Source organism: Geothrix sp. SG200 (genome assembly GCF_022808935.1).
Taxonomy (GTDB): domain Bacteria; phylum Acidobacteriota; class Holophagae; order Holophagales; family Holophagaceae; genus Geothrix; species Geothrix alkalitolerans.
On record NZ_JAKZFR010000001.1, the window covers coordinates 741,403 to 767,987 of the forward strand.

The 26,585-nt window shown below is 68.0% G+C and carries 24 protein-coding genes; 16 read left to right on the top strand and 8 right to left on the bottom strand.

The annotated features are described in order from the left end of the window. Nucleotides 1-10: 10 nt before the first annotated feature. The 7 genes from cysK to ML539_RS03270 all read left to right on the top strand — a co-directional run bounded on the left by cysK (nucleotide 11) and on the right by ML539_RS03270 (nucleotide 5,349). Nucleotides 11-967: a cysteine synthase A gene (cysK, locus tag ML539_RS03240; protein WP_243320585.1), complete on the top strand. Its 957-nt coding sequence runs from the start codon at nucleotides 11-13 to the stop codon at nucleotides 965-967. A gap of 9 nt (nucleotides 968-976) precedes the next feature. Next, nucleotides 977-1,474, top strand: a complete 498-nt coding sequence (locus tag ML539_RS03245) for a DUF4395 domain-containing protein (RefSeq protein ID WP_243320587.1) — start codon at nucleotides 977-979, stop codon at nucleotides 1,472-1,474. A 36-nt stretch (nucleotides 1,475-1,510) separates the two neighbouring features. Continuing rightward, nucleotides 1,511-2,140: a CAP domain-containing protein gene (locus ML539_RS03250; RefSeq protein WP_243320589.1), complete on the top strand. Its 630-nt coding sequence runs from the start codon at nucleotides 1,511-1,513 to the stop codon at nucleotides 2,138-2,140. 43 nt (nucleotides 2,141-2,183) lie between these two features. Then, a complete protein-coding gene (locus ML539_RS03255) occupies nucleotides 2,184-2,972 on the top strand; it encodes an ABC transporter permease (RefSeq protein ID WP_243320591.1) in 789 nt (262 codons plus the stop codon). Beyond that, entirely contained in the window at nucleotides 2,957-3,637 is a 681-nt protein-coding gene (locus tag ML539_RS03260) for an ATP-binding cassette domain-containing protein (RefSeq protein WP_243320593.1), read from the top strand. Before ML539_RS03255 ends, ML539_RS03260 begins: the two co-directional genes overlap by 16 nt. After that, nucleotides 3,634-4,599 carry an MlaD family protein gene (locus ML539_RS03265; RefSeq protein ID WP_243320595.1) on the top strand — a complete coding sequence of 322 codons (966 nt, stop codon included), beginning with the start codon at nucleotides 3,634-3,636 and terminating at the stop codon, nucleotides 4,597-4,599. Before ML539_RS03260 ends, ML539_RS03265 begins: the two co-directional genes overlap by 4 nt. Nucleotides 4,600-4,794: 195 nt before the next feature. Next, complete coding sequence (locus tag ML539_RS03270; RefSeq protein ID WP_243320597.1) at nucleotides 4,795-5,349, top strand: OsmC family protein; 555 nt, start codon at nucleotides 4,795-4,797, stop codon at nucleotides 5,347-5,349. A gap of 50 nt (nucleotides 5,350-5,399) precedes the next feature. Here the strand turns inward: ML539_RS03270 and ML539_RS03275 are convergent, their stop codons facing one another. Next, nucleotides 5,400-5,693: a YciI family protein gene (locus ML539_RS03275; protein WP_243320599.1), complete on the bottom strand. Its 294-nt coding sequence runs from the start codon at nucleotides 5,691-5,693 to the stop codon at nucleotides 5,400-5,402. Nucleotides 5,694-5,716: 23 nt separating this feature from the next. Then, nucleotides 5,717-6,664, bottom strand: a complete 948-nt coding sequence (locus ML539_RS03280) for a carbamate kinase (protein WP_243320600.1) — start codon at nucleotides 6,662-6,664, stop codon at nucleotides 5,717-5,719. 129 nt (nucleotides 6,665-6,793) lie between these two features. Here ML539_RS03280 and ML539_RS03285 point away from each other — a divergent pair, with 129 nt between their 5' ends. Next, a complete protein-coding gene (locus ML539_RS03285; protein ID WP_243320602.1) occupies nucleotides 6,794-8,578 on the top strand; it encodes an SEL1-like repeat protein in 1,785 nt (594 codons plus the stop codon). 21 nt (nucleotides 8,579-8,599) lie between these two features. Here ML539_RS03285 and ML539_RS03290 read toward each other — a convergent pair whose 3' ends face one another. Further along, entirely contained in the window at nucleotides 8,600-9,130 is a 531-nt protein-coding gene (locus ML539_RS03290; RefSeq protein ID WP_243320604.1) for a GNAT family N-acetyltransferase, read from the bottom strand. Between the two features lie 58 nt (nucleotides 9,131-9,188). Between ML539_RS03290 and ML539_RS03295 the strand changes: the two genes are divergently transcribed. The 7 genes from ML539_RS03295 (at nucleotide 9,189) to ML539_RS03325 (ending at nucleotide 19,538) form a co-directional block, all read left to right on the top strand. Continuing rightward, nucleotides 9,189-10,130: a glycine--tRNA ligase subunit alpha gene (locus ML539_RS03295; protein WP_243320605.1), complete on the top strand. Its 942-nt coding sequence runs from the start codon at nucleotides 9,189-9,191 to the stop codon at nucleotides 10,128-10,130. Next, nucleotides 10,127-12,199 (top strand): glycine--tRNA ligase subunit beta, encoded by a 2,073-nt coding sequence (gene glyS, locus ML539_RS03300; RefSeq protein WP_243320607.1) that lies wholly within the window; start codon nucleotides 10,127-10,129, stop codon nucleotides 12,197-12,199. The genes ML539_RS03295 and glyS overlap by 4 nt, the downstream gene beginning before the upstream one ends. A 64-nt stretch (nucleotides 12,200-12,263) precedes the next feature. Further along, nucleotides 12,264-14,216 carry a hypothetical protein gene (locus ML539_RS03305; RefSeq protein ID WP_243320609.1) on the top strand — a complete coding sequence of 651 codons (1,953 nt, stop codon included), beginning with the start codon at nucleotides 12,264-12,266 and terminating at the stop codon, nucleotides 14,214-14,216. A 113-nt stretch (nucleotides 14,217-14,329) separates the two neighbouring features. Then, nucleotides 14,330-16,216, top strand: coding sequence for a DUF3857 domain-containing protein (locus tag ML539_RS03310; RefSeq protein WP_279341490.1), 1,887 nt, complete (start codon nucleotides 14,330-14,332; stop codon nucleotides 16,214-16,216). 33 nt (nucleotides 16,217-16,249) lie between these two features. Continuing rightward, nucleotides 16,250-17,779, top strand: a complete 1,530-nt coding sequence (gene guaA / locus ML539_RS03315; protein ID WP_243320613.1) for a glutamine-hydrolyzing GMP synthase — start codon at nucleotides 16,250-16,252, stop codon at nucleotides 17,777-17,779. A 99-nt stretch (nucleotides 17,780-17,878) separates the two neighbouring features. Further along, on the top strand, nucleotides 17,879-18,325 hold the full coding sequence (locus ML539_RS03320; protein WP_243320615.1) for a hypothetical protein: 447 nt from the start codon (nucleotides 17,879-17,881) through the stop codon (nucleotides 18,323-18,325). A 130-nt stretch (nucleotides 18,326-18,455) separates the two neighbouring features. After that, entirely contained in the window at nucleotides 18,456-19,538 is a 1,083-nt protein-coding gene (locus ML539_RS03325) for an HD domain-containing phosphohydrolase (protein WP_243320618.1), read from the top strand. A gap of 4 nt (nucleotides 19,539-19,542) precedes the next feature. Here ML539_RS03325 and dsrP read toward each other — a convergent pair whose 3' ends face one another. From dsrP to ML539_RS03345, 4 genes are all read right to left on the bottom strand, one after another. Next, a complete protein-coding gene (gene dsrP / locus ML539_RS03330) occupies nucleotides 19,543-20,796 on the bottom strand; it encodes a sulfate reduction electron transfer complex DsrMKJOP subunit DsrP (RefSeq protein ID WP_243320620.1) in 1,254 nt (417 codons plus the stop codon). A gap of 4 nt (nucleotides 20,797-20,800) precedes the next feature. Beyond that, nucleotides 20,801-21,727, bottom strand: coding sequence for a 4Fe-4S dicluster domain-containing protein (locus ML539_RS03335; protein WP_243320622.1), 927 nt, complete (start codon nucleotides 21,725-21,727; stop codon nucleotides 20,801-20,803). After that, on the bottom strand, nucleotides 21,724-22,296 hold the full coding sequence (locus ML539_RS03340; RefSeq protein ID WP_243320623.1) for a cytochrome c3 family protein: 573 nt from the start codon (nucleotides 22,294-22,296) through the stop codon (nucleotides 21,724-21,726). Before ML539_RS03340 ends, ML539_RS03335 begins: the two co-directional genes overlap by 4 nt. A 77-nt stretch (nucleotides 22,297-22,373) precedes the next feature. Continuing rightward, the gene (locus ML539_RS03345) at nucleotides 22,374-24,170 is read right to left on the bottom strand and encodes a hypothetical protein (RefSeq protein ID WP_243320625.1); all 1,797 of its coding nucleotides are present in this window, start codon (nucleotides 24,168-24,170) and stop codon (nucleotides 22,374-22,376) included. Nucleotides 24,171-24,458: 288 nt separating this feature from the next. On the opposite strand from ML539_RS03345, the gene ML539_RS03350 reads away from it, so the two are divergent. Beyond that, the gene (locus ML539_RS03350; RefSeq protein WP_243320628.1) at nucleotides 24,459-24,989 is read left to right on the top strand and encodes a phosphoglycerate mutase family protein; all 531 of its coding nucleotides are present in this window, start codon (nucleotides 24,459-24,461) and stop codon (nucleotides 24,987-24,989) included. Here the strand turns inward: ML539_RS03350 and ML539_RS03355 are convergent. Further along, entirely contained in the window at nucleotides 24,960-26,567 is a 1,608-nt protein-coding gene (locus ML539_RS03355; RefSeq protein WP_243320630.1) for an FAD-dependent oxidoreductase, read from the bottom strand. The two genes, ML539_RS03350 and ML539_RS03355, sit on opposite strands and share 30 nt — an antisense overlap. Nucleotides 26,568-26,585 lie beyond the last annotated feature (18 nt).

Genomic DNA, 26,585 nt, shown 5'->3' on the forward strand with positions numbered 1-26,585 from the left:
GGAGGAACCCATGGCCCGTCCCACCGATCGCCCCAACCGCGTCGAGCACGCCTACGAGCTGGTGGGCTACACGCCCGTCGTGCGCCTGAACCGCCTCGTGCCCAAGGGCTCGGCCAAGGTCTACGTGAAGCTCGAGAGCGCCAACCCCGGCGGCAGCGTGAAGGACCGCATCGCCCTCAGCATGATCCAGGACGCGGAGGCCCGCGGCGCGCTGAAGCCCGGCATGACCCTGCTGGAAGCCACCAGCGGCAACACCGGCATCGGCTTGGCCTTCGTGGCGGCGGCCAAGGGCTACAAGATCACGCTGGTGATGCCCGACACGATGACGCAGGAGCGCCGTTCCCTGCTGAAGGCCTACGGCGCGGAGCTGCTGCTGACGCCGGGTTCCGGCGGCATGAAGGCCGCCGTGGACAAGGCCCAGGAGCTGGCGGACGGCGACCCCTCCTACTTCCTGGTGCGCCAGTTCGAGAATCCGGCCAACCCCGCCGTCCACCGCCGCACCACCGCCCTGGAAGTGCTGGAGCAGGTGCCCGAGCTGGACGCCTTCGTGGCGGGCGTGGGCACCGGCGGCACCGTGACCGGCGTGGGCGAGGTGCTGGCCGAGAAGAAGCCCGGCACCCTGGTGGTGGCCGTGGAGCCCGAGACGTCGCCCCTGCTCAGCGAGGGGAAGGCCGGCCCGCACAAGCTCCAGGGCCTGGGGCCGAACTTCGTGCCCGGCATCCTGAACCGGAAGGCCTTCCAGCGCGTCCGCCCCGTGGGCTACGACGACGCCATCGCCATCGCCCGCCGCCTGGCCAGGGAGGAAGGCCTGCTCACGGGCATCAGCACCGGTGCCATCGTCTTCGCGGCCCTGGAGGTGGCGAAGGAGCTGGGCGAGGGGAAGACCGTGGTGGCCGTGCTCTGCGATACCGGCGAGCGCTACCTCACCCATCCGCTCTTCGCCGAGATCGATGGACCCGCGATCTGAGGGGGTGCGATGAACCAGAAGGCGATTCGCCCGGGACCGAGCTGCCCCATCACGCCGGACCTGACCGATGAGTCGGCCGGGCGGATCGCCGCCTTCCTGTCGCTGGCCCTCCTCGGGGTGTGCGTCTGGCAGGGCCGGGGCTGGGCAGTCCTGGCTCTGGCCGCGGATTTCCTCTTTCGCGCCGCGGGCCGCCCGGCCTTCAGCCCGGTGGCCCGTGCGGCGGGTGCCCTCCGTCGCTGGGTGGGCCTTCCCGAGCGGCGAATCAATGCGGGCCCCAAGCGCTTCGCGGCTTCCGTGGGCTTCCTGTTCTCCCTGGGCATCGGCCTGGCACTCCTGGCCGAGCTCCGGTCCCTCGGCCTGGCCATGGCGTCGATCCTGGGGACTTGCGCGGGCCTCGAGGCTTTCTTCGGGTTCTGTCTGGCCTGCCGGATCCATCCCTGGCTGCCCTGGGTGCGGAGCGCCTCGGCCCAGCTTCTTGCCACCGGAGCCGATGAACCGGCCCTCTAAGAGCGCCTATCCTTGAGGGTCCGTCGGGAGATGCCCATGAGGATCGCCATCCTGTTCCTTGCCGCGCTGCTGGTTCCCATCCATGCGGTGTCCGGTGAACCGGCGAAGGCCACGGCCTTCGAGCGGGCGGTGGTCCAGGAGATGAGCGATGCCCGGGTGCAGCCCAAGGCCTATGCGAAGCACCTTCGGGAGCTGCGGCCGTACTTCGAAGGCACCCTGTGGAAGCGGCCGGAGCGTGTGCCGCTCCGCACGGAGGAAGGCGTGGCGGCGCTGGACGAGGCCATCCGGTTCCTGGAATCCGCCAAGCCGGTGGGTCCCCTGCGCTTCAACGAAGGTCTGGCCCGGGCGGCCCGCCTCCATGCGCAGGACATCGGCCCCAAGGGCAGCATCGAGCACACGGGCTCCGACGGCAGCAGCCTCTCGGTCCGCCTGAACCGGCTGGGCCGATGGCAGGGGCTCATCGCGGAGAACATCAGCGCCGGCGAGGACGAGGCCCGGCAGGTGGTGATCCAGCTGCTGGTCGACGACGGGGTGGCCAGCCGCGGCCACCGGAAGAACCTCTTCAACCCGGATCTCCATCAGGCCGGTGCCGGCTCGGCGCCCCATCGGGATTACCGAACAGTGACCGTGATCGACTACGCCGACGGGTTCGTGGCCGGGCACTAGGGCCGCCGGTATTCTGCTAGCCTTGGAGCCATCCCTCGGGTGAATGATGGCTTTCCTAGCGCGGATTGGCGCGCCGGCGCGCGGCTTCCTGGAGTTCCTGGGCGACCAGGCGCACCTGGTATGGCGGACCCTGCGTTCCGGGCTGGCGCTCCGGGCCGGCCAGCTGGCCGTGGTGGGCGGGCAGACGAAGCTCCAGATCCGCTTCACGGGTCTCGATGCCGGGGTGCTCGTGGCGGGCACGGCGCTGCTGCTTGGCGCGGTGACGCTCATCCAGGCCTTCAGCCAGCTCTCCGGACTGGGGGCGGAGAACTACATCGGCACGCTCATGGTGCTCATCATCCTGCGGGAACTGGGCCCGCTGCTGACCGCCGTGCTGGTCATCGGCCGGAGCGCCACGGCCATCGCGGCCGAGCTGGGAACCATGCAGCTCAACGGAGAGGTCGACGCGCTCGCCGCCCACGGGGTGGACCCCTACCGCTACCTGCTCCTGCCCCGCTGGGTGGGCGTGCTCGTGGCAGTCTTCGCCCTGGTGGTGTGCTTCGACGCGGCGGCCCTCGGGGGGGGCTTCCTGGTGGCGCGGCTGAAATACGGAATCACCTGGGGCTTCTTCATGGAGTCCGTGCGACAAGCGCTGTCAAATCTGGATTTCACGGCCACCCTTCTGAAGGTCTTCTTCTTCTCGGGCGCCATCACCTTCCACGCCTGCCACTTCGGCCTTGGCGTCCGGCGCAGCCAGACCGAGGTTCCCCAGGCCGTCACGAGGACGGTGGTCTCCGCCCTGGTGGCCGTGTTCGTCGTCGACGGCCTCCTGGCCGCATGCTTCTACTTCTGATGCTCCAGGTCCGCGGTCTCGCCTGCGCTCTCCCTGATGGCCGGCCTCTGGTGGAGGGACTGGACCTGGACCTCTCGCCGGGTCAGAACCTCCTGGTGGCGGGCGCAGACGGAATGGGAAGGGGCCACCTGCTGAAGGTGCTTGCCGGCACAGAGCGTCCCAGGGCTGGCGAGGTGGCGGTCGCGGGCATCCCTGTCTGGCCAGGGGAGGGCGCCCTCGGACTGGCGGGGCGGGTCCGCATGGGGTTCGCCTTCCCCACCGGCGGGCTGCTGTCGAACCTCAGCCTGGCGGACAATGTGGCCCTCCCGCTGAGGTTCCTGGGACTCTCCCGAGGGGAGGTCGCCCGCCGGACTGGAGAAGCTCTGACGCGGCTGGGGCTGGAGCCGGTGGCGAACCTCCGCCCCCATGCGGTGAGCGCGGCGGCGCGGAAGCATGCCAACCTGGCTCGGGTGCTGGCTCTGGGCCCGGAGCTGATCTTCCTGGACGCGCCCCTGGAGGGACTGGACGCCACCGATCGCAGCCTGGCCCTCGGCCTCATCTCAGGCTGGGCCCTGGATTCCGGTTGCACCCTCGTCCTGGCCACGGAGGGGGCGGACCTGCCGCCAGGGCCGGACTTCCAGACGCTGGATCTCCGCGCACACCACTCGCCTTCGGAGCCGTCATGAACTTCGAGAAACAGGACGCCCGCCTGGGCCTCTTCGTCCTCCTGGCGCTGGGCTTCTTCGGGGGGCTGCTGGCCTACAAGAACGCCGCGGTGGTGACCGAGAAGACCTACCCGCTGGTGGTGCGGCTGGAACAGATGGAGGGGTTGGCCCCCGGCACCGACGTTCAGCTGAAGGGCTATCGCGTGGGATCCGTGGAGCGGGTGGACATGCGGCGAGAGGGCACGGACTACCACTTCCTGGCGACCTTGGCCGTGCGCTCGGACATCCAGCTGTGGCGCGGCACCCGGGCGGTGGTGGCCCCCAGGGGCGTGGGCAGCGTGATGCTGGACCTGCGCCTGCCGCCGTCAGACATGCGCACGGTGCCCCTGGTGCCGGGCGACCGGATCCCAGGCGAGGAGGGGGTCTCCCTGGGCGGCGTGCTGGAGCGGGCGGACCGTCTCCTGGCCAGCCTGAACACCTCGCTGGAGGCGGTGCGCGATCGCATCCAGACGAAGGGGCTGGGCGACCTGCTGGAGCATCCTTCCGTGGCCCGGGCCCTGCGATCGCTGGATGCCACCCTGCGCGAATTCCAGGCCCTGGCCAGGGATGGCCGCGGACTGGCCGCCCATGCGGACCGCAGCATGGGAGAGGCCGACAAGGCCCTCGCCGACCTGGAGAAGAGCCTGGCGGTGACCCGCGCCCTCCTCGAGACGCGCGCGCCGGACTTGGATCGGATCCTCGTGAGCCTGGCGTCGGTGCTGCAGCAGTCGGATGGGCTGCTGGCCCGGTTCCGGGCCGAGGACCAGCCGGAGCTGGAGGCCAGCCTCAAGGCGCTGCGGCGCTCCCTGGATTCCGTGGAGGAACTGCTGCAGCTGTTGAAGCAGAAGCCCAGCCGGGCCGTGTGGGGCACCCCCAGCGATGCGGAACGGACCCGGGCCCGACAGGCGGCGGAAGCCGCCAAGGCCGCGCCGGCGCCGAAGTAGCTGTGCCTTCGACAGATGGGTCAGCGGGCCCCTGGTTCGAATTTTGCGACCTTGTTTCAGGCTTGACCGGGCCCATCCTGGTGTCTCTTTCCAGGGGGCCCCGTGGCTTGCGGGACTCTTGTGGGTGTCCTACACGCGCTTCCCTTCGGAGGCCCAACCCCCGTCCGGGCAGCGCCCGATCCACGAGGAGGATCCATGGGCAGCATCGCAACCATCCACAACGGCGTGAACGTGGACGCCATGAACGCCACCGTGTCGGCGGTGAAGGCAAACCCCGGCCTTGCGAAGTTCACCTTCCGCTCCAAGGCCAAGTGGATCAACGGGGCCCACTCCCAGAGCACCTTCGACTCGCTCTACGGAGCGGGGGAGGAGCACAAGCGGAGCATGCCGATGTTCCTGGAAGCCGACGAGCCGGAGGCCCTGCTGGGCACGGACCTGGCGCCGAACGCGGGTGAGGCCGCCCTGCACGCCCTCAGCGCGTGCCTGAGCGTGACCTACGCCTACGCGGCCGCGGCCATGGGTCTGGACATCAGCAGCCTCAGCTTCGACATGGAGACGGATTCCGACATCCGGGGCTTCCTGGAACTCGACAAGAACATCCGGCCCGGGCTGTCCCAGATCCGCGTGAAGGTGAACCTCGCCTGCAACGGCACCTCGGCGCAGATCCAGGAGCTCCACGACTGCGTCGTGCGGACGTCGCCCCTCTATGACACCTTCAAGAACCCCGTGGACATCAAGCTCAGCCACTGAGCGAATCGAGGACGAATCTCCGCCTGCGGGGGAAGCCCGGCGGGCGGAGATCAGATCTGGTCGAACGATTCCTTGCCGGCCATCACGTTCCAGGGCAGCAGCTCGTAGTTGGCGAGGCCCGCTTTGTGGAAGGGGTCGCCATCGCGCAGGGTGTCCAGGTCGGCGAGGGGGTTCTCGTCCTGCACCCGCACCAGCCAGGCGCCGCCGAACCGGGGATCCAGGGGGCCCGATGCCAGGAGGACGCCCTGCTTCTTCAAGGTGTCGAGGTAGGCCCGATGGGCTTCCGTGACGGCTTCGACTTCGGCGAGGGGGCGGCGGTAGCGGACGAGGATGAGGGCGTACATCGGAAGCTTTCTCCCAAGAGGCCTCAGTCTCGCACGATGCGGGTGCCCACGGTGGCGGGGTCCTCGGTGGCCAGGGCCTCGGCGGTGGTGATGAGCACCTCGTGGCCGCCGCCTTCCAGGTAGGCCAGGGCGCTCTCGATCTTGGGGCCCATGCTGCCGGGCGGGAACTGGCCCTCCGCCAGGTGCTTCCGGGCCTCACTGGCGGTGAGGCGATCCACCCAGCGTTGGGTGGGCTTGCCGAAGTCGAGGGCCACCTTGGCCACGCCCGTGAGGATGATGAACAGGTCCGCGTCCAGCTGGGCCGCCAGCAGGGCGCTGAGGCGGTCCTTGTCGATGACGGCCTCAACGCCCACCAGGAAGCCGCTGGCGTCGCGGATCACGGGGATGCCGCCACCGCCGCCCGCGATGACGGAGCTGCCCGACTGCAGCAGGGTCTTGATGGCCTCCAGCTGGACGATCTCGATGGGCTTGGGCGAGGGCACCACCTTGCGCCAGCCGCGACCCGAGTCCTCCTTCATCTTCCACCGCTTGGAGCGCATCAGCTCCAGGGCGCGGAACTCCGGGTAGAAGGGACCCACGGGCTTCGTCGGGTCCTGGAAGCCCTTGTCCTCCTTGTCCACCACCACCTCGGTGAGCACGGAGGTCACCGGCGCGTCCAGGCCCATGAAGCGCAGGCGGTTGATGAGCATGCGCTCCAGCATGTAGCCCATGGAGCCCTGGGTCATGGCCCCGCAGATGTCCAGGCTGTAGGGCGGGATCTGGCCCGAGCCGGCCTCCTGCTGGATGAGCAGGTTGCCTACCTGAGGCCCGTTGCCGTGCACCACGCAGAGGGCGTAGCCCTCGGCCACCACCCGCGCCAGCATCTCCGCCGTCTCCCGGGCGTTCTCCAGCTGCTCCTCCTGGAGCCCGCGCTCCTTCTCTTTGAGAAGCGCGTTTCCACCGATGGCCAGGAGTGCGATCTTTCGGGTCATGCAGGTCCCCGGGAAACGAGGATTCTACAGGGCACCGCGAGGATGGGCCAAGGACAGGAGTCACAGCTGCAGGCCGACCCTTGCCAGGGACGAATAAGGTTTGCACACTGTCAAGGCCATCCAAGCTCCATGCGAACCCTCTCCTGGCCCCTTCCGGCGGCAACGCTCATCCTCGCGGCGCTCCCCGTCGCCGCGCAGGGCAGCGGAGACCTCCTGGCGCAGGCGCACCATGCCTGGCTTGGCGGGGAAGGGCTTGCCCGGGATCGGGGCAGGGCCGCGGAGCTCTACCGGAAGGCGGCCGTGGCCGGCGATCCCGAAGCGATGGCCCATCTCGGGAGGATGCTCTTCCGGGGCGAGGGGATCCCGAGAGATCCCGCAGAGTCCCGGACGTGGCTCGAGGCCAGCTCGGCGAGGGGGAATGCGCGCGGGCTCTACCATCTGGCGGAGCTGTACCAGAACGGTTTCGGGGTGGCCGCAGACCAAGTCCGGTACGCCAGGCTGCTCCGGTCGTCGGCCGAGAAGGGGCTTCCCGATGCCATGGCCGAACTCGGCCAATGCCTCGAGAGAGGGCGGGGCACCGCCCGGGATGAAGCCGAGGCCCGGCGGTGGTTCGACCGAGCGGCCCAGAGGGATCCCGCGCAATTCGCCTGTCTCGCGACCCTGGCCTGGATGCATGAACGCGGCGCCGGATTCCCGAAGGACCCCGTAAAGGCCATGGCGTTCGCTCGCGAGGCTTCCAGGCGGGGTGAGCACCACGGCTCCGCCATGGTGGGGAGGTATCTGGCCGAGGGCATCGGGACACCTGCGGATCCCGCCTCGGCGGTCTCCTGGTGGACGCGTCCGGAATGCCTGGAGGACCCTACGGCCCTGGAGGGCCTCGGGCTGCTCTTCCTCGAGGGGCGGGGCGTGGCGAAGCAGGAGACACAGGCCTTCCGTCTCTTCCAGGCCGCCGCCCGCCTCGGATCGGGGTCTGCGTGCTACTGGGTCGCGGACTGCTTCGCGACCGGGCGGGGCACCCCCAAGGATCCCGCGAGCGCGGTCTCCTGGTTCGCCAAGGCCGCTGCCGAGCAGGAACCATGGTCCTTCGGCCGATTGGCCACGATGTACCACCAGGGCGAGGGGGTGGCTCCGGACGACCGGCGCGCCGTCGCCTGGCTGAAACAGGGGGAGGCCCTGGGATCGGCCTTCGCAGTCTACCTCCTGGGCTGGTTCACCGAGAATGGCTGGGGGCTGGAGAAGGACGGGGCCCGGATGCTGGCCTACTACCAGGAAGCCGCGGACCGGAAGTTCGCGCTCGCGTGGTACCAGCTGGGCCATGTGTTCATGGCCGGGGTCCTCGTCCCGAAGGACCCGGTCCGTTCCTTCGAGTGCTTCGAGATGGGCGCCAGCATGGGCCAGGTGCGGGCCCAGCATCAGGTCGGATGGGCCTATCAGAATGGGCTTGGCGTGGTGCGCAATCTCACGGAGGCCTTCCGGTACTACCAGATGGCGGCCGACCAGGGGAACCCGACCTCGATGAGCCAGTTGGGCATCTTCCACGAACGGGGTTGGGTGGTCCCCAGGAACGCCAGTAGGGCGCTCGAGCTCTACCTGAAGGCCGCGGCCCAGGGGCATGCGCTGGCCTGGGAGAACGCGGCGAACCTCTACGAGCATGGCGCAGATGGCATCCTGCAGGACCTTCCCAAGGCCCGTCGCGCCTTCGCCGAATCCGCCGCGCTCGGACGCGCCTCGGCCATGGCGTCCATGGGGCGGTTCTTCGAACTGGGGCTGGGCGGCGAGGCCGATCGCGACCAGGCCCTGGCGTGGTACCGGAAGGCCATGGACATGGGGGACCGGGACGCGCAACTCGCCTATGTCCGCCTCACGGCCCCGGCCGAGCCGGAGGGCCCGGAACCGGCTGAGGACGCGCCCTGAGAGGCGAATCGGATCGGAGTCTCATCTCCCGGCAGTGACGCGGCGGAGCATCACCCGGTCCCGGTCCACCTGCTCGCCCACGCGGAAGGTGGCTTCGCCGGCGTCGGTGAAGCCGGCCTTGGCGTAGAAGCGGATGGCGCGTGGATTCTGCTCCCAGACCTGCAACCAGACGCCGTCGTGGCCAGCGGATGCCGCGTGGTCCAACGCCGCCGCCATCAGCGCCTGGGCGGCGCCACGGCCGTGCAGGGAGGCATCCACATAGAACCGGGCCACTTCGAGCGGATTGACGAAGTGGAAAGAGGCCATTCCTTCCTCCGGGCCACAGGCTCGGAGCAGGGTGTAGCCCAGAAGGGCGTTACCCTCCGCGATCACCAGCGTCCGGCAGGCGGGATCGGCCAGCTCCGCGGCCTGCTGCCGAGGCCCGAAGGTCTCCGCCAGGTGCAGCTCCAGATTCGAAGCTGGGATGAGCCCGGTGTAGGTTTCGCGCCACAGGCGCTCACCCAGGGCCGCGAGGGCCGTGGCGTCGTCGGGGAGGGCGGGCCGGATCTGCATCCCTGCAGCTTATCAAGAGGGCGAAAACCCGCTACAATGCTCGTTTTGGTGGGCCTCCATGCACATCCAGGAACTGATCCTCCGCCTGCAGCGGTTCTGGGCCGACCGGGGCTGTCTCATCGGCCAGCCGTACGATCTGGAAAAGGGCGCGGGCACCATGAACCCGCTGACCTTCTTCGGCGCCCTGGGGCCCAAGCCATGGAACGTGGCCTACGTGGAGCCCTCGCGCCGTCCGGCGGACGGCCGCTACGGCGAGAACCCCTTCCGCGTCTACAAGCACCTCCAGTTCCAGGTGATCCTCAAGCCCAGCCCCGCCAAGGTGCAGGACCTCTACATCGAGAGCCTGGAGGCCCTGGGCATCGACCTCTCCAAGCACGACCTCCGCTTCGAGGAGGACAACTGGGAATCGCCGTCGCTCGGCGCCTGGGGCGTGGGCTGGCAGGTGGTGCTGGACGGCATGGAGATCAGCCAGTTCACCTACTTCCAGCAGGTGGGCGGCCTGGACTGCCGGCCCGTCTCGGCCGAGCTGACCTACGGCATCGAGCGCATCTGCATGTTCCTGGGGGGCTACGACAACATCTTCGACCTGGTGCACGGCGAGGTGAAGACGGACGACGGCGTGTTCCCCGTCACTTACGGCCAGATGCGACAGCGCGAGGAGTTCGAGCTCAGCGCCTACAGCTTCGAGCACGCGGACCTGGACCTGCACAAGACCCTCTTTGATGCCTACGAGAAGGAGGGCTGGCGGCTGCTGAACGACCTGGGCCACTTCCTCAGCGCCTACGAGCAGGCCCTCAAGATGAGCCACACCTTCAACGTGCTGGACGCCCGGGGCGCCGTGAGTACCACCGAGCGCCCCGGCATCATCAAGCGCGTCCGCGACCTGGCGTGCGCCTGCGCGAGGGCGCATCTGGACTTTGAAACTGCAAAGACGCCAACCGCCGAGAATGCGGAGAGCGCCGAGAAAAGCGCGGTGGCTGGGAAGGGGGGTGCGAAGTGAGCGGGACTTCGACCTTCCTGCTGGAACTGCACTGCGAGGAGATTCCGGCGCGGTTCCTGGGGCCGCTGACGGACGAATTCGCCACGGCCTTCGCGACCTGGGCCGGAGGGCAGGGCCTCGCGACCTCCGGCCTCGCGACCTTCTTCTCCCCGCGCAAGCTGGCTTGGCGCGCTTCGGGCCTGCCCGTCTCCCAGCCTGATCAAACCGAGATCCAGGTGGGCCCACCCCAGCGCATGTGCGTGGACGCGGAGGGCAAACCGACGATTCAGGGCGAGAAGTTCGCGGAGAAATGGGGGCTGCCGTTCTCGGCGGTGCGCTTCGAGCAGCCGGCGGGCAAGAAGGAGCCCTGCGCGGTGGTAACGCTCACGAAGCAGGGGCGGCCCACGGTGGAGTTGCTGGCGGAGGCCCTGCCGGGCCTCGTCGCCGGCCTGCACGTGCCCAAGGCCATGCGCTGGGGCTCGTCGGACTTCGAGTTCGTACGGCCCATCCGGAACATCCTCTGCCTCTTCGGTGAGGCGGTCGTGCCCATCACGGTGGATGGCGTCACCGCCACCGCCACCACCTGGGGCCACCGGCTGTTCCACCGCCAACATCCCGAGCCCGTGAAGGTCGCCACACCGGAGGCCTACGAGGCGGCCCTGGAGGTCGCGGGTGTCGTGGTCAGCCTGGAGGTCCGACGCGCCCGCATCGCGGAGCAGCTGGAGGCGCTCGCCGTCGAGGTCAAGGGCCGGGTGGTGTCCGATGCCGAGCTGCTGGACACCCTGGCGGAGATCGTGGAGTTCCCCAAGATCGTGCGCGGCGAGTTCCCCGCGGACTTCCTGGAGCTGCCCAAGGAGGTGCTGGTCACCAGCCTTCGCGAGCACCAGAAGAGCTTCTGCATCGAGCAGGCGGACGGGGCCCTGCTGCCGTTTTTCCTCACGGCCGCCAACCGCACGGACGACCCGGCGGGCTTCGTGAAGGCCGGCAACGAGTGGGTGCTGAAGGCGCGCCTCTACGACGCGCGATTCTTCTTCGCCGAGGACCGCAAGCACCCCCTGTCCGACCGCCTGGAGAAGCTGAAGGCCCTCACCTTCCAGCGGGAGCTGGGCAGCTACCACGACAAGACCGGCCGCGTGGTGGCCCTCACCAAGGCCCTGGCCACGCGCCTCTCCACGGACGACGAACACATCGACCGCGCCCTGGAGGCCGCCCGCATGGCCAAGTGCGACCTGCGCACGCTGATGGTGGGCGAGTTCCCCGAGCTGCAGGGCGTCATGGGGGGCGAATACCTCAAGCACGAAGGCGCCCACGAGGAGGTCTGGAAGGCCGTCAAGGAGCACTACCGGCCCGTCGGCGCCGAGGACGCCATCCCCGGCACACCCATGGGCTGCCTGCTGTCCCTCTGCGACAAGCTCGACACGGTCGCGGGCTGCTTCGCCGTGGGGCTCATCCCCAGCGGCTCCAAGGATCCCCTCGCCCTGCGCCGTGCGGGGCAGGGGATCGTCCGCATCCTCTGGGAGCAGGGCTGGCCCTTCACGCCTGGGGACCTCATCGGCGCGGCCCTGAAAGTGGTTGGCCCCAAGGCCACGAAGCCTGAGGCCGAGACCCGCGAGACCCTGCTGGCCTTCTTCAAGGACCGCGTGGCCTACCAGCTGGAGCTGGCCGGGTACGCCGGTTCGGTGCGCCGCTCCGCCCTGGCCGCGGGCTGGGAAGACCTGGCGGACCTCAAGGCCCGCTGCGAGGCCCTGTCCGCCTTTGCGGAGGACGCCCGCTTCGCCAGCCTCGCCCAGAGCGCCAAGCGCATCGGGAACATCCTGAAGGACGAAATCGCCGCAGGCGATTTCGATAGAGGCCTGCTGGCGCAGGCAGAGGAGAAAGTGCTGGCTGAACACCTCGGCCGGCTCGAGGGTACCGCCGACCAGAAGGCCCTGCTCGCGGCCCTCGCTGATCTGGCCGAGCCCCTGGAGGCCTTCTTCAACGCCGTCATGGTGAAGTGCGACGACCCCGCCCTCCGCGCCGCCCGCCTCAGCCTTCTCCACCGTCTCCGCCAGGCCTTCCTGCGGATTGCGGACTTCAGCCTCTGGCAATAACTTCCTGAGGCTGCCTTTCACCTTCAGATTTAGGATGGATCCATCCCTCCTTGAGGATTGATCCATGCGCACCCACCTGATGGCGTCAGCCCTGATGATCTTGTGCCTGCGTGGCCTGATGGCGGAGCTACCGCAGATCAAACCTGACGTGTGGGAGGTCAAAGAGGCCGAAACCAAGGGCTTCGGCGCCATCATCCTCGAACGGACGATCAGGTTTCATGCCGCCTCTGTGGAGCACGCCTACCTTATCCGTGTCCTGAACGAGCAAGGCAGGAATGCGGTGGAGTTCCCCAAATTCCTGCCCACGAGCACCATCGAGGGCCGAACCATCGCGCGAGGAGGGGTCGAGACCCCCTTCAAGGCTTCTTCCGATTTCCAGACCAAGGCTCTGGTGGAGACCGGAAAGGGGTCTCTTAACCGTACTTCGGTGATCCCCCCCGGACTGACGTCGGATTGCGTCGTGCAGATCCAGTGGACCGAGCGGGCCTTCTTTGGGCTCGCGGGGCCCTTCTGGGATTACCAGGTGCAGGACCGGGTGTTCTCCCTGGGGGCACGGCTTCCAACCCGGCGGTTGGAACTGGAGGTCTATGACGACCTCGCCTGGGGCTACGACCTCCAGACCGGCCCCCGGGGCGCTCAGATCGTGAACGGGAAGGGATTCAGGAAGGCGATCTTCAAGGAGATCCCGGCCTACGAGTGGGTGCCCTATTCGGAGGAGAGCGCCAAGGACAATCCCCGCTTCGTCCTGTACCAGCAACCCCGGTACCTGGTGGAGGCGTCTCAGAAGGGGGAGAAGGTGTTCTGGGAGGAGGTTGCGAACCATTGGTACCGGCCCTTCTACGATCAGAAAATCCAGTACGGGAAGGTCTGGGGAGCTTTCTCGGACGAGATCCGCCAAGGGCTCCCGCCTTCCCGGCAAGCGGCCGCGCTCGAGCTGCATCGCCGCCTGGTGGCCCGGTTTCTGGACGTCACGGCTCTCACCCCCGAGGAATTGGCGGCCCGTTCGGAGAAGCAGAACAAGCGAAAGATCGATCCTCGGGATTTTGGAGAGGTCCTGAAGACCGGCGAAACCACCGGCGCCGGCCTTCACCTCCTTCTCTGGAGCCTGCTCGGTTCGTCTGGGATTCCGGCCAAGCCCGTGTTCATGGTCGACCGGCGCGAGCGGAAGCTGAGGCCCAAGGAGTGCAACATCGCCCAACTGGGGGACTGGGTCCTGATGATCGAACAGGAGGGTGCGCCGCCGATCTTCATCGAACCGGCCCGACGCTTTGCGCCACCGGACCTCATTCTGCCGAAATTCCAGGGAACGGAGGCTCTGGCGCTCACGCCCGCCGACCCCAAGTGGGGCTACCAGGTCGTGAAAGTGCCGATCCAGGATGGATCCCGCAATACGCAGGTGGTGAAGGTGACCACCATCGTGGGCGAGGATCGGGATCAGATCCATCTGACCTCCCACAGTACCGGCATCAAGGATTGGGAGGAACGCGCCCAGTGGTGGTCCATGCTTCCCGCGGAGCGGAACAAGAACCTCAAGGAGATTCTCGAGAAGAGGGATGCGGCCGTGCAGATCGAGACGGCCACGGTAGGCCCCTACAACAGAGGTCCCTTCGAGTGGAAATGCGATGCCGTGAGGGAGCGGGATGCAGCGCGCCACATCGAGGTGAACCCGTTTCCGCTGGTGGATTCTCCGATGGACCTTCCGAGGGATCTTCCGGCCCAGCGCCAGGAACGGATCGCGCTCCCTCTACTCGGCCTTCAGGAATACCAGGCGATCATCGTATGCCCGCAGGGGTTCGTTTGGTCCGGCGCTCCTCCGATCCAGCGGTCGAATACCTTCGGCGAGGTGAACTGGACCGCTGGCCCCGGGGACTCCCCCTCCGAGATCCGCGTGCTGCTCAAGGTCCGCACCACGACATTGTTGGCTGAACCCTCCAGCTATCCCGAATTCAAGACCTTCCTGGCCTGGGTACGCGAGAGCTTCTCCAGGACCATCACCCTCTCCCGGTCATCGTCATGAGCCGCATGATCGCCCTGCTGTTCCTGCTCCTCGCTGGGGCATGGCCGGTGCGAGCCCAGTTCTGGGGTCTTCCCAACTGGGCGGACAGCGCCGTTCGGGATTCAGCGACCCGAATGCCGCCAGAAGGGGAAGATGCGTGGATTCTTCTGGATCAAACCCTGGTCAGCTACCGCGGCGCGGGAGAGCTCCGGAAAATCCACACCAGGGTCGTGCGCGTGCTCACCAAGCAAGGCAGGGATGAAGGCACCTTCCTGAGCCGCGGGTTCGGCAAGACGGTGTCCAAGATCCAGAAACTCAAAGGCTGGAATCTACGCCCGGATGGCTCTACGCGGAAGATCGACCGGGACGATCTGGTGAGCATCGACGCGGATGCCTTCGCGGGGCGAACGGTTTCCACCGAGGTTCTGTCCGCAGCGACCCTGCCGGATGTCGAGGTCGGCTGCATCATCGCCTTCGAGTCCCAGGAGACCCTGAAGCTCCCGTTGGGACCAGTGGATCTTGTGTTTCCCTTGGAAAGCCACCCCATCCGGCGCTACATCCTGGAGGTGGGGGTGGACCTCCCCTTCCGGACCACCAGCAGAGAGGAGCTGCTCTCCGTCCGCGTCGACTCCCGGAACCTGAATGCCTGGGCCTCCGTCATCCGCCAGAGCGACCGGTTGGTCGAGCTGGAGGATCTCCCGGCATTGCCGAAGGACGAGCCCTGGGCGGCCGCGGGCCTCGAGCAGGTTCCTTTCGTCAGCCTTCGCTTCCAGGATCCGGCGCTGACCGTCTGCCCTGACCTGTCGAACTGGGATGGCTACGCGAAGTGGATCCACCAGCGTTACGCACCCATGATCGAGAAGGTCCAGCCCGTTCCCATGGAGGGGGTGAGCGCCCGGGACGCGCTTGTGCGACTCAGCCAGTGGATGAGGACCTCACTCGTCTATCGCATGGTCTACCTGAGCCCTGAGCGTGGCTGGATCCCCGAGCGCAGTACGGAGACCCTCCGGCGTCGCTACGGGGATTGCAAGGACCTGGCCACCTGCCTGCTGGGTGGGGCCAGCGCCCTCCGGTTGGATGGCAGTCCCGTCCTGGCGCGCCTGGGTCAGGGGCGTATTCCAGGGGACGCACCCGTGAATCCGTTCCTCTTCAATCACGTCATCGCCGCCATCCGCCTGGACCAATCCCTGGGGTTTCCCGCAGAGGTGCAGACACCGCGAGGCCGCTTTCTCCTGGTGGATCCCACCTCCCGGACGACGCCGCTGGGGTGGCTGCCCGTGGGGCATCGGGGGGCCCGGCTCATGATCTGCACCGCGGAGGGGGCGACCTGGGTGGAAGTGCCGGATTCGGCCCTCGACCGGGAACGAGTCGAGTACCACCTCGAAGGCCAGATCTCGTCCGAAGGTGTCCTGACAGGCACTTTGCGAATCCTGGAATCCGCCGACGCCCTTGGACTTCAGAGCATCGCCCAGGCCGAAGGAGCCAAGGGGCTGAAGCAGCACTCGCTGCGGTTCGCTCCTCAGGCCCTGCCGGCGCACTGGGAGGTGGTCTCCATCCGGCCACCGATGCAACCAGAGGACCCCTTTGAGACGATCCTGAAGATCGAGTACTCCGGTGCCCGGATCCAGAAGGGGGGCGAATGGGAGCTGAACCTCCCCGCCCTGGTGAGGCCTCCCGCTCCGCTCAAGCGGACGAAGGCGAAGCGCCGCTTCCCGATCGAGGTCCCCCCAGGGGTGGATTACCATTGGACGGCTTCCCTCAAGGTGGGGACTGAAGCCAGTCCTGTGTGCGCCAGCGGCCGTCTGGCCACGCCCCTGCGGGAGGCCACCTGGAAGGCCTCCTCCCAGGGCGGCATGCTGGACTTGGCCCTGGACCACCGGCAGAAGCCCGTGCGATGGGAGATCAAAGACCAGGATGCCGGCCTGCAGGCTCTTAGGAAGGACCGCAGCGACTGCCTTCGCTTCCTCGAAGAAGCCCTGGCCTTCCAGCCCGGTCAGGGACCCGCCACTGGTCACAAGTGACTCCCCTTGAGAGAATGTCCTTTTGGGACATCCATGCACCACGAGCGCATCGCCATCATCGACTACGGCAGCCAATACACGCGGCTCATCACGCGGCGGCTGCGCGAGCTGGGGGCCTTCGGGCTCGTTTACAACAGCGGCGCGACGGCTCGGGAGATCGCGGGGGCGGACCTGAAGGGCGTGATCCTGTCCGGCGGGCCCAACTCGGTGCTGGAGCCCGGGGCGCCGGACCTGGACCCGGCCATCCTGGATCTCGGCGTGCCCATTCTCGGCATCTGCTACGGCCAGCAGCTCCTGGCCCGGAACCTGGGCGGGCAGTTGCACCGCTCCGCGAGCCGGGAATACGGCAAGGCGGAGATCCAGGCCACGCCTGAGGGCTCGATGCTCTTCGAAGGGCTGCCCCACGCCCAGCAGGTGTGGATGAGCCATGGCGACCATGTGGAAGTCGCCCCGACGGGCTTCACGGTCACGGCGAAGACGCCCAGCGTGCCCGTGGCGGCCATGGAGGACCCGAAGCGCGGGATCTACTGCCTCCAGTTCCACCCGGAGGTCACCCACAGCACCCAGGGCACGCCCCTGCTGCTGAACTTCCTCAAGCGCTGCGGCATGGCCCTGGATTGGAACGCGGGCAACTTCATCGAGGAGAAGGTCAAGGTCATCCGCGAGCAGGTGGGGCAGGGCACCGTGGTGCTGGGCCTCAGCGGCGGCGTGGACTCCAGCGTGGCGGCCCTCCTGCTGCACAAGGCCATCGGGAAGCAGCTCACCTGCGTGTTCGTGGACCACGGCCTCATGCGCAAGGACGAGATGAAGCAGGTGCAGGCCTACTTCGCCCCCTTCGAGCTCAACGTGATCTGGGTGGACGCCTCGGACGAGTTCCTGGGAGCCCTGGCGGGCGTGACCGATCCCGAGCAGAAGCGGAAGATCATCGGCGGCAAGTTCATCGAGGTCTTCGAGCGCGAGGCCGGCAAGGTGAAAGCCGACTTCCTGGGCCAGGGCACCACCTACCCGGACGTCATCGAGTCCAGCGGCATCGGCGGGGCCATCCTGGTGAAGTCCCACCACAACGTGGGTGGCCTGCCGGAGCGCATGAAGCTCAAGCTGGTGGAGCCCCTGCGCGAGCTGTTCAAGGACGAGGTCCGCGCCACGGGCCTGGCCCTGGGCCTGCCGGAGGAGATGAACCAACGGCATCCCTTCCCGGGCCCCGGCCTGGCCGTGCGCCTGCCGGGCGCCATCACCCGGGAGCGTGCCACCATCCTCCAGAACGCCGACGCCATCTTCCTCCAGGAGCTGCGGGAGAGCGGCTGGTACGGCCGCACCAGCCAGGCCTTCGCCGTGCTGCTGCCGGTCCAGACGGTGGGCATCATGGGTGATGAGCGCACCTTCGAGTGGATGTGCGCGCTGCGCGCCGTCACCAGCGAGGACTTCATGACCGCGGACTGGGCCCGGCTGCCTCACGAGTTGCTGGACCGGATCGCCCAGCGCATCGTCCGCGAGGTGAAGGGCATCAACCGCGTGGTCTTCGACATCACCTCCAAGCCACCTGCGACCATCGAATACGAATGAGTGTTTAACCGCAGAGAACGCAGAGAGCGCAGAGAAAAACACTCATTCTTTCCTCTGCGTTCTCCGCGTCCTCTGCGGTGATATTTTTTCTGGAAAACCATGGCCAAGCGTGTCGAACCCGTCCGCAAGTCGGTGAAGGAGATCCTGGAGGACCTGCTGGCGGGGCACCGCGAGGCGGCCTTCAGCGGGCCGGAGGCTGCGCTCAAGTACCTGCGCCGGACTCTGGAGGGGCAGGCCAGTCTGCCGAACGCCGTGAAGTGCGTGGCCCACGACTTGACCGCCGAAGCCCTGGCACAGCTCGGTCAGTGGGAGGCCTGCACCGGATCGGTGGCCGCGGTGATCGGCCACCTGCCGGATCTGGAAGCGGCCTTCCCGCATGAGTACCGGCGGATGCTGGAGAACCTCACCTGCTTCGAGCGGGGCATCCAGGCCCACAGCGAGCTTGGAGACTTCCACGAAGCCCTGGCCCTTTGTGAGCGGGCCATCGGCTTGGATCTGGGCGCCCACTTCCGGGCCAAGCGGGACTCCCTCGAGTGGGCCCGGTGACCGGGGGGGCAGTGGAGGCACGTCACACCTCACCCGCACCGATGCTTCAGGGTTTTTTCCACCTGTGCCATCATCGAAGCCGATAGCGATCCACCAGTCTTGCCGTTCAATACCAGTCCCGGGAAGGTCCATGGGCGAAGACATCCAAGTGGTGCCCCAGCAGGTCAGCATCCTGATCGTGGATGACCTGCCCATCATCCGCCTGTCGCTCGAGCGGATCCTGGCGAAGGCGGGGTACCGGTGCCGGACAGCCGGCGACGTACCGGCCGCCCTCAAGGCCCTGGAAGAGGAACCCTCCGACCTGGTGCTCAGCGACATCCAGATGCCGGGGGCCTCGGGGCTCGACCTGGTGAAGGCACTCCAGCCCCGCATTCCGGACATCTCCGTGGTGATGGTGAGCTCCACGGAGGCGGCCGAGACGGCCATCGAGTGCCTCCAGGAGGGCGCCTTCGGCTATGTGCTGAAGCCCTTCCAGCCTCGGGAGATCCTGGTCCAGGTGAATGCAGCGCTGAGGCGGCGGATGCTGGAGATCGCCTTCCGAGATCGGGAGGCCCAGCTCGCCCAGAAGGTCCGCGAACAGACCGAGCAGATCCGCGCTTCCCGCGAGGAAGTGGCGCTCCGTCTCATCTCCGCCAGTGAGCACCGGGACCACGAGACTGGCACGCACGTCCGCCGGATCGGCCTCTACGCCGCGGAAATGGGCCGGCTGCTGGGCTGGGACGAGGAGACCATCGAGACCATCCGGGCCGCCGCGCCCATGCACGACATCGGGAAGGTGGGCGTGCCGGACGCCATCCTCCAGAAGCCGGGCGCCCTCACGGTGGAGGAATGGGTGACCATGAAGCGGCATACCTCCATGGGAGCCACCATCCTGAAGGGCTCGAAGGTGCCCTTCATCCAGATGGGGGCCCGCATCGCCTTCGGCCATCACGAAAAGTGGGATGGCACCGGCTATCCGAGGGGCCTGAAGGGGGAGGCCATCCCCATCGAGGCCCGCATCACCACCCTGGTGGATGTCTTTGATGCGGCCAGCAGCCGGCGCCACTACAAGGACGCCTGGCCCGAGGACCAGGTGGTGGCCCTGCTCCAGAGGGGGCGGGGAGTCCATTTCGACCCGCAGCTGGTGGATCTCTTCCTGGCCCATGTCGACCGGTTCGCCGCGATCCTCGCCGCGAACCCGGATGAGGAACGCGACGAGGATCCGGGGATCTGAAGGCCTAGACTTCCCGTGGCGGAACCGCCTGCGGGGGCTGACCCTTGGAGATGGTGAACTCGCCCAGCATCATGGGCACGGCGGCTTTCAGCATGAGGGTGAAGACCAGGAAGCCGGTGGCGAAGATGCCCGCGGCCACGGCGATCTCGGTGAAGGAGGGGCGGTAGACGTAGATGTCTCCCAGCACGTCCGGCGTGAGGCCCGGGATGATGAGGCCCATGCCCTTCTCGATGTAGACGCTGGCGTAGATCAGCACGCAGCCGATGTTGAGCGTCACCCAGTTGGTGCGGGTGCGGGGCACGAGGAACAGGATGAAGGCCGCCAGGCCACAGAGGATGGAGGCCCAGGCGTAGGGCACCAGGGTGGTGTGGCCCTTGAGGCCGAACAGGAGGTACTGGAAGTACACCATGTGCTCGGTGCCGGAGTAGAGCTCCTTGAAGGCTTCGGCCGCGGTGAGAAAGAGGTTGAAGCCCATGGTGTAGGCCATCAGCTCGGCCACCTTGAAGATGGCCTCGTCCTTGATGGTGAGCTTGGTGGTCTTCCTGAGGATCTGCAGGAGGATGAGCAGGATCGCCGGGCCCGAGCAGAAGGCGGAGGCGAGGAAGCGCGGCGCCAGGATGGCGGAGTTCCAGAAGGGTCGGGCGGCCAGGCCGTTGTAGAGGTAGGCGGTGACGGTGTGGATGCTCACGGCCATGGGGATCGACAGCAGCACCAGCGGCAGCACCAGCTTCTTCACGTAGTGCCGCTCCGTATAGGCGCAGAAGAGCAGGTAGGTGACCACGAACCAGTTCAGCAGCAGGTAGAGGTTCAGCACGATCACGTCCCAGGCCAGCATGGACTGCGGCCAGTTCAGCCTGCCCACCAGCGGGATGATGTGCCAGAAGCGGTCGGGCCGGCCGATGTCCACCATCACGAAACCGAGGCACATGATGAGGGCGCTGATGGCCAGCATCTCGCCCAGGATGGTGATCTCCTTGATGGGCTCCCAGTCGTAGATGTAGGCCGGGATGACCAGCATGATGGCGGCGGCGGCCACGCCCACCAGGAAGGTGAAGTTGCCGATGTAGAAGCCCCAGGAGACCTGGTCTCGCATCTTGGTGACAATGAGGCCGTTGTTGAGCTGACCCAGGTAGGCTGCCGCGCCGATGGCGATGAGGAGCACGAGGAACCCCACCCAGGCGTAGTAGAGGCGGTCGCCCTTCAGGATGATCCGCAGCGTGTCGGTGATGAACTGCCAGAAATTCTTCAGCGTGGTCATGGCCCTACACCCCGTAGAAGTAGAAGAAGTTGGGTTGGGTGTTCAGGTCTTCCTTGAACTTGAAGACGCGCTTGTTCTCGAGGACGTAGCGGATCTCGCTGTCCTTGTCGAGGAGGTTGCCGAACTTGCGGGAGCCCGTGGGGCATATCTCCACGCAGGCCGGGTACTGGCCATTGCGGGTGCGCTGGATGCAGAAGGTGCACTTCTCCACCACGCCCTTTGGTCGAGGACGGTTGCCCAGGTAGTGCGTGTTGGTGTTCACCTGGTCCGCAGGCAGGTTGGGCTCGCCCCAGTTGAAGTGGCGGGCGCCGTAGGGGCAGGCTGCCATGCAGTAGCGGCAGCCGATGCACCAGTTGTAGTCCACCACCACGATGCCGTCCTTCTCGCGCCAGGTGGCGCCTACGGGGCAGACCTTCGTGCAGGGCGGCTTCTTGCACTGCTGGCACTGCACCGGCATGTAGAAGTGGCCCTCCTGGGGCACCTCCTCCGGATTGTAGTACTGGTCCGCATGCTGGAGGTTGACGCCTTCCTCCTTGTCCATCTGCAGGACCCGGATCCACTGCACTTCGGGATCCCGGGACTGGTTGTTCTCCTTCACGCAGGCGTGGACGCAGCGCCGGCAGCCGATGCAGCGGCTGAGGTCCAGGGCGTAGCCGAAGATCACGCCGGGGATGGCCGGGGTGTTGGCGACCTTCACGTCCTTCCCGTATTTGGCCTTGTACTCCTTCTCCAGCCGGGCAATGACATCCAGAACCTCCTGCTTGGAGAGCTCCCGGAAGTTGCGCTGGAGGAATTCCTCCTTGCTCAGCGTTCCGCAGCCCGTGAGGGCGGCGGCCATGGCGGCCGTGGCTGCGCCGAGGAATTCGCGCCGGGTGCCACAGCTGGAGCCACCGCAGCTTTCAGGAGGCATCGTGGGTTTCGGATCCGTCATCGGACACCCCCTTTGCGGAGCTGGATCTGTTCGGGAGGGGTGGGCGGAGCCATGGGCTTCAGCGGCTTGAACCGGGGTGAGTGGGGGTTGTGGCAGTGGACGCAGAGGAGGTACTGCTTCTCGCCGTTCCAGTGGCCGGTGCGCTTGCCGTGGACACCCACGCGCCAGTCCCTCAGCTTGTCCCCGTGGCACTGGCCGCACAGCAGGTAGGAGGCGGTGAAGGGCACCTTCTCGCCGCTGGCCAGGTGGAGACTGTCGCGGCTGTTGGCGTCGTGGCAGTCCAGGCACCAGCGGCTGGCCGGCCCGTGGTTCAGGACGATGTCCGTGTGCATGTCGGTCAGCTCGCGGCGCTTGAGGTTCGGCTTCATGCTCTTGCCGTCGTGGCACGAGGTGCAGGGGAAGATGCCCTCGCTGAAGGGGGGCTTGGGCACCTCGATGCCCTCCGGGGCCACCGGGTTCTCCGCCCGGGTTCCGGCGGGCGGCTTGACGGTGGGCGGCTCCGCGAAGGCCGCTGAGCTAAGGAGCATCAGCAGGCCCGCCGCAAGCATGTACAGGGTCGGAAAGCGCATAGGGATGTCCTTTCGTGAAACGGTGCCGCAGGACGGCGGCGGGATGGGGCCCGGACAGGAGCATCGGGAGGGGTGCTTCATGGGGCGTCCTCCTCCTCGTCCGCGTCCCGGACCGCCGGGTTCTTCAGCAGGCGGGGGGCGAGGATGAGCGTCGCCCCGAAGCCCATGAAGGCCAGGAAGAGCGTGAGGGGCCGTCCCACGGCCATGTCCTCGAACAGGAACTTGAGCGTGGTGACGGCGAGGAACGGGTAGACCATCCAGCGCAGCTCCAGCACGGGCACGCGCCGCCCGAGCCAGGCCAGAGCGATGGCGAGGGCCGACAGCACCAGGGTCCGGGCCAGGGCCAGGCCTCCGGGATCCGGGGTCCTGCCGCCGCAGCAGATCCAGATCGCCACGGCGCCGAGGCCTGCCGCGGCCAGGGCGCCCATCACGAGGATCGCGGGGCGCATCAGGACGGTGACGGGATCCGGCGGCCGGCGCGCCAGGAAGATCGCCAGGGTGGCGAAGAGCGCGGCCAGACTGACCAGCCCCGCGATGGAAGGAGCGGCGGTGGGACTGGCGGGATCCATGAACACGTGAAGTGCCCAGGAACCGAGCCGGGAGGCCAGGGCGGCGGCCGTGAGGAAGATGCCGCTCTGGTACACCAGGACCTTCCGGCGCAGGCGCAACGCGGCCAGCATGGCCACCAGGCCGAGAACTCCCGCGAGGGTGGCGAACGCGGGCAGGGGCAGGACGAAGGGCCCACCCAGCAGGAGGAAGATCAGGGCCAGGAAGGTGAAGAAGTTGAAGTTCGCCCGGGTCTCCTCCCGGTCGTCCGCGAAGGGGAAGGCGGCGGCATAGCAGCCCACCCCCGCCAGGGAGACTCCCGCGCCCAGCAGCACCGTGCCCGAGCCCGAGGCCTGGGCGACGCGGACGGCGCCCCCAAAGCCCACGAGGAGGACCAGGGCCGTCTGGATGAACTCGAAGGCGTTCACCACCCGGCGGCGCTGGAGCATCCGCACCGCGAAGCTGCCGATGTAGATGCCCACCAGGGCCAGAGCCATGAACAGCGCCCGTCCCAGGGACAGCCCCTGATAGATGCCCTGCGCGCCACCCGGCAAGGTGGCGAGGAGCGTGAGGATCAGCACGCCGGCATCCGCCGCCAGGGCCGTGGGCCAGCGCAGCCCGTGCCAGCGACGCCCGTAGGTGAGCCACAGGGCCCCGGCGCCCAGGGCGAGAAAAGCCGCCGCGAAGGGTTCGATGGATCGGCGGGCCATCATCACGATGAAGCCGGAGCCCAGGGCGGCCAGCGTGGCCGTCCAGAGGATGGCGTGGAGGTCCCTGCGCCAGGCCACAGCGGCGTGCAGCGCCGCGACGGCGACCAGGATGAGGGCTGCCAGTCCCGGGGCCAGGATGCCGAAGTGGGTGGAGGATTCCACAATCAATGGATAGGCGATGAGGATGGAGGCCAGGGTGCGGAAGGCGGCGTCCAGGGGACGCCGGGCTCGGCTCCCCAGCGCGGCCCAGGTAGCGGCGTAGGCGAGTCCCAGGGCCACGCCCACACCATGGGGAAGGGTGCCGGCATCCACCAGGGCCCGGATGAGGTAGGCGCCGCCCAGGATGAGGCAGACCCGCCCAACGAGGCCCAGGACGCGGGTGGGACTTGGGAGGGCGGGTTCCGGCAGGAGCGCATCCACCGCGGGAGTGGCCCCGGCAGATGGCGCCGAGGACGCTCCCGTGGGTGTCGGCGAGGTCCGGAGCGCCGCCTCCAGGGCCCCTACCCGGGCCTCCAGGCCCCGGACCACGTCCGCCAGCGCCTCAAGGCGGGACTCCATTTCGGCCGGCGGGGCTTCGCCCGGTGGGGCCTTCAGGGGTGGAACCTGGGCAGTGGACATGGACCTTCCTCCGGGGAGGTGGGACCGAGATCTATGGATGGATGAGTTGGACCCATCCTCACCCCGGGTCAGGGGGCGTCAAGTCATGGAAATTCATTCCAAACGACTCATAAAGAAAACAATGAATCGTGTTATCACATGCGCGGAGGGGTCTGATGGCTCCAATGCCGGAGATGCTGAGAAAAAACAGATCACCGCACGTGTCGGGACTTTCCAGGTCACTGGGAGATCATGTGTCCGCCATCACAGGGGAGGCACACCTCCGTTAACCTCGGATGCGGAGGTTTCATGACCGGGGTCCGATCCGCCTTCCTCTCGCTCTGGCTGGCCGTCCTCGCGGTCGGCCTCGCCGCGCAGGACACCACGGTGGTCCTGGTCCGGCACGCGGAACGCCAGTCCCTGTTCGACGGAGACTCTCCTTTGGCCGAGGCCGGCCTGCACCGGGCCCAGGCGCTGGCGCCCGTGCTGGCGGGCTTCCACCCGGCGGCGCTCTACACGTCGGAGCTGCGGCGCACGCAGCAGACCCTCGCCCCCGCCGCAGCCAAGCTCGGCCTGACGCCCCTTGTCCGGCCGAAGGACGGCAGCGCGGCCCTGGCGGCGGAGATTCTCCGCTCCCAGCGCGGGCGCACCGTGATCGTGTGCTGGCATCACGACCTCATGAAGAAGCTCGTTCGTGCCCTGGGCGTGAAGGGGCCCGTGCCCTACTGGTCGCTGGGCACCTACGACCGGATCTGGATCGTCACCATCCCCGCCGAAGGCGAGGCCCGACTGGTGGAGAAGGTGCAGGAGCTAACGCCAGCTCTTGCCGCGGCGTCCTGAGGCGGCCAGCACTTCCTCGGCGGCCCGCACGCCGTGGTCCTGGGCTTCTTCGAAGAGGGCCAGGCCGCTGAGCTCCGTGTGGGCGAAGTGGACGGCCCCGAAGGGCCGGGCAAGGCCCAGGAAGGCGGGGTCCCACATCTGGCCCGGCGCCGGCCGGACCATGGCATGCCCCCAACGCATCACGTCCAGGCGCGCCACCAGGCCTTCGAGGTCCGGATGGGCCGGGCGGAGGTCATCCATCACCATGCGGGCGCAGGCGGGCCAGTCCATGGCGCGGAGCCTCGCCCGTTCCGCATCGCAGTCGACGCCGGCGAAGGGCCGGTACCAGGTGAGCACCGTGGGGCCGTAGTCCTTCAGGCTCTGGTGCGTGGCGGCCACGTAGCCCAGGGCCTCGCTGTCGCGGAGCACGTTGTCCCAGGCCAGAGGAAAGGTGGGTTCCTTGGGGCGCGCGCGCAGGGTGAGGTTGGCCACCAGCCAGGGCGCGTTCCGGATGCGGGCCGCGGCCGGGCGTGCCTCCGCCAGGCCCGCGACCACATGGCGGGCCACGTGCTGCGGCCCCGCGAAGATCACGCGCCTCGCCTTCCAGCCCACCCGTCGCTGGTTCAGGTGGTCCCAGGCGGTGACCAGGACGCCGTCCTTCTCCTCGCGGATGGCCACGGCCAACACGCCGCAACGGAGCCGGTCGCCGAGGGGCCGGCGCAGGTGGTCCACGAGGAAGCCGTTGCCTTCGGGCCAGGTGAGCAGGGGCCGGGAGTCCTCGCCGGGCCCCTGCTTCCGGGCCGCGAAGTAGAAGAGGCCCGCCCAGGCGCTGGTGGTGTCCAGCCGGGAGCCGTAGTCGTCCCGGCAGGCGTAGTCCAGCAGCCAGCGCAGGCGAGGCGAGGAAAGACCGCGGGCGTCGAGCCAGGCGGCGAAGGAGAGGCCATCCAGGGCCACCGCCTCTGGCGCGTCCGAGCAGCGGGAACGCGGGATGCTGAAGGCCGGGCGCCCACGGCTATCGCGGAAGGCGGCCCAGCGGTCCACCTCGCGGAAGAAGGCGTGGTACTGGCGTTCATCCTCGGCGCTGGCGCCGGCTCGCAGGTAGAGTCCTTCCCACCACTGGCCGTAGGCGAAGATCCGCTCCTCGGGCGATCGCACCGTGGCCTCTTCCGCGAAGCGCGGGTCGCCTTTGGCGTCGAAACCCTCCAGGACGCCGCACTCGTCCAGCAGGCGCAGCACCGCGTGGTTCCCGCGATCCGGCATGGGCAGGTAGTGGGCGGCCCAGGGGAAGGCGCTCACGTGATTGCGCCCCGAGCGCGAGGTGCCGCCCGGATCCCGCTCCAGCTCCAGCACGCGGAAGTCGTCCATGCCCCCGCCCGCCAGGCGCCAGGCGGCGCTGAGGCCGGCCGCGCCGCCGCCCACCACCAGGGCGGAGACCGGCTCGAAACGCTCCGGATCCGGGAAATCCCCGCCGCGAAGCCAGTGGCCCAGGGCCAGATCCGGCCCCACCAGCTCACCCTGGAATGGGAACTCCGGCTTCCGCCGGCAGGCCAGGGAAGCCGCCGAGATGGCGCCCACTGCGAGGAAGGCGCGGCGCTTCATGATCCAGGCGCCCTGGAG

What these genes read in the sequence shown, in the direction of transcription:
- cysK (WP_243320585.1), top strand. Translation starts at nt 11, where the DNA reads ATGGCCCGTCCCACCGATCGCCCCAACCGCGTCGAGCACGCCTACGAG.
- ML539_RS03245 (WP_243320587.1), top strand. Translation starts at nt 977, where the DNA reads ATGAACCAGAAGGCGATTCGCCCGGGACCGAGCTGCCCCATCACGCCG.
- ML539_RS03250 (WP_243320589.1), top strand. Translation starts at nt 1,511, where the DNA reads ATGAGGATCGCCATCCTGTTCCTTGCCGCGCTGCTGGTTCCCATCCAT.
- ML539_RS03255 (WP_243320591.1), top strand. Translation starts at nt 2,184, where the DNA reads ATGATGGCTTTCCTAGCGCGGATTGGCGCGCCGGCGCGCGGCTTCCTG.
- ML539_RS03260 (WP_243320593.1), top strand. Translation starts at nt 2,957, where the DNA reads ATGCTTCTACTTCTGATGCTCCAGGTCCGCGGTCTCGCCTGCGCTCTC.
- ML539_RS03265 (WP_243320595.1), top strand. Translation starts at nt 3,634, where the DNA reads ATGAACTTCGAGAAACAGGACGCCCGCCTGGGCCTCTTCGTCCTCCTG.
- ML539_RS03270 (WP_243320597.1), top strand. Translation starts at nt 4,795, where the DNA reads ATGGGCAGCATCGCAACCATCCACAACGGCGTGAACGTGGACGCCATG.
- ML539_RS03275 (WP_243320599.1), bottom strand. Translation starts at nt 5,693, where the DNA reads ATGTACGCCCTCATCCTCGTCCGCTACCGCCGCCCCCTCGCCGAAGTC.
- ML539_RS03280 (WP_243320600.1), bottom strand. Translation starts at nt 6,664, where the DNA reads ATGACCCGAAAGATCGCACTCCTGGCCATCGGTGGAAACGCGCTTCTC.
- ML539_RS03285 (WP_243320602.1), top strand. Translation starts at nt 6,794, where the DNA reads ATGCGAACCCTCTCCTGGCCCCTTCCGGCGGCAACGCTCATCCTCGCG.
- ML539_RS03290 (WP_243320604.1), bottom strand. Translation starts at nt 9,130, where the DNA reads ATGCAGATCCGGCCCGCCCTCCCCGACGACGCCACGGCCCTCGCGGCC.
- ML539_RS03295 (WP_243320605.1), top strand. Translation starts at nt 9,189, where the DNA reads ATGCACATCCAGGAACTGATCCTCCGCCTGCAGCGGTTCTGGGCCGAC.
- ML539_RS03305 (WP_243320609.1), top strand. Translation starts at nt 12,264, where the DNA reads ATGCGCACCCACCTGATGGCGTCAGCCCTGATGATCTTGTGCCTGCGT.
- ML539_RS03310 (WP_279341490.1), top strand. Translation starts at nt 14,330, where the DNA reads ATGCCGCCAGAAGGGGAAGATGCGTGGATTCTTCTGGATCAAACCCTG.
- guaA (WP_243320613.1), top strand. Translation starts at nt 16,250, where the DNA reads ATGCACCACGAGCGCATCGCCATCATCGACTACGGCAGCCAATACACG.
- ML539_RS03320 (WP_243320615.1), top strand. Translation starts at nt 17,879, where the DNA reads ATGGCCAAGCGTGTCGAACCCGTCCGCAAGTCGGTGAAGGAGATCCTG.
- ML539_RS03325 (WP_243320618.1), top strand. Translation starts at nt 18,456, where the DNA reads ATGGGCGAAGACATCCAAGTGGTGCCCCAGCAGGTCAGCATCCTGATC.
- dsrP (WP_243320620.1), bottom strand. Translation starts at nt 20,796, where the DNA reads ATGACCACGCTGAAGAATTTCTGGCAGTTCATCACCGACACGCTGCGG.
- ML539_RS03335 (WP_243320622.1), bottom strand. Translation starts at nt 21,727, where the DNA reads ATGACGGATCCGAAACCCACGATGCCTCCTGAAAGCTGCGGTGGCTCC.
- ML539_RS03340 (WP_243320623.1), bottom strand. Translation starts at nt 22,296, where the DNA reads ATGCGCTTTCCGACCCTGTACATGCTTGCGGCGGGCCTGCTGATGCTC.
- ML539_RS03345 (WP_243320625.1), bottom strand. Translation starts at nt 24,170, where the DNA reads ATGTCCACTGCCCAGGTTCCACCCCTGAAGGCCCCACCGGGCGAAGCC.
- ML539_RS03350 (WP_243320628.1), top strand. Translation starts at nt 24,459, where the DNA reads ATGACCGGGGTCCGATCCGCCTTCCTCTCGCTCTGGCTGGCCGTCCTC.
- ML539_RS03355 (WP_243320630.1), bottom strand. Translation starts at nt 26,567, where the DNA reads ATGAAGCGCCGCGCCTTCCTCGCAGTGGGCGCCATCTCGGCGGCTTCC.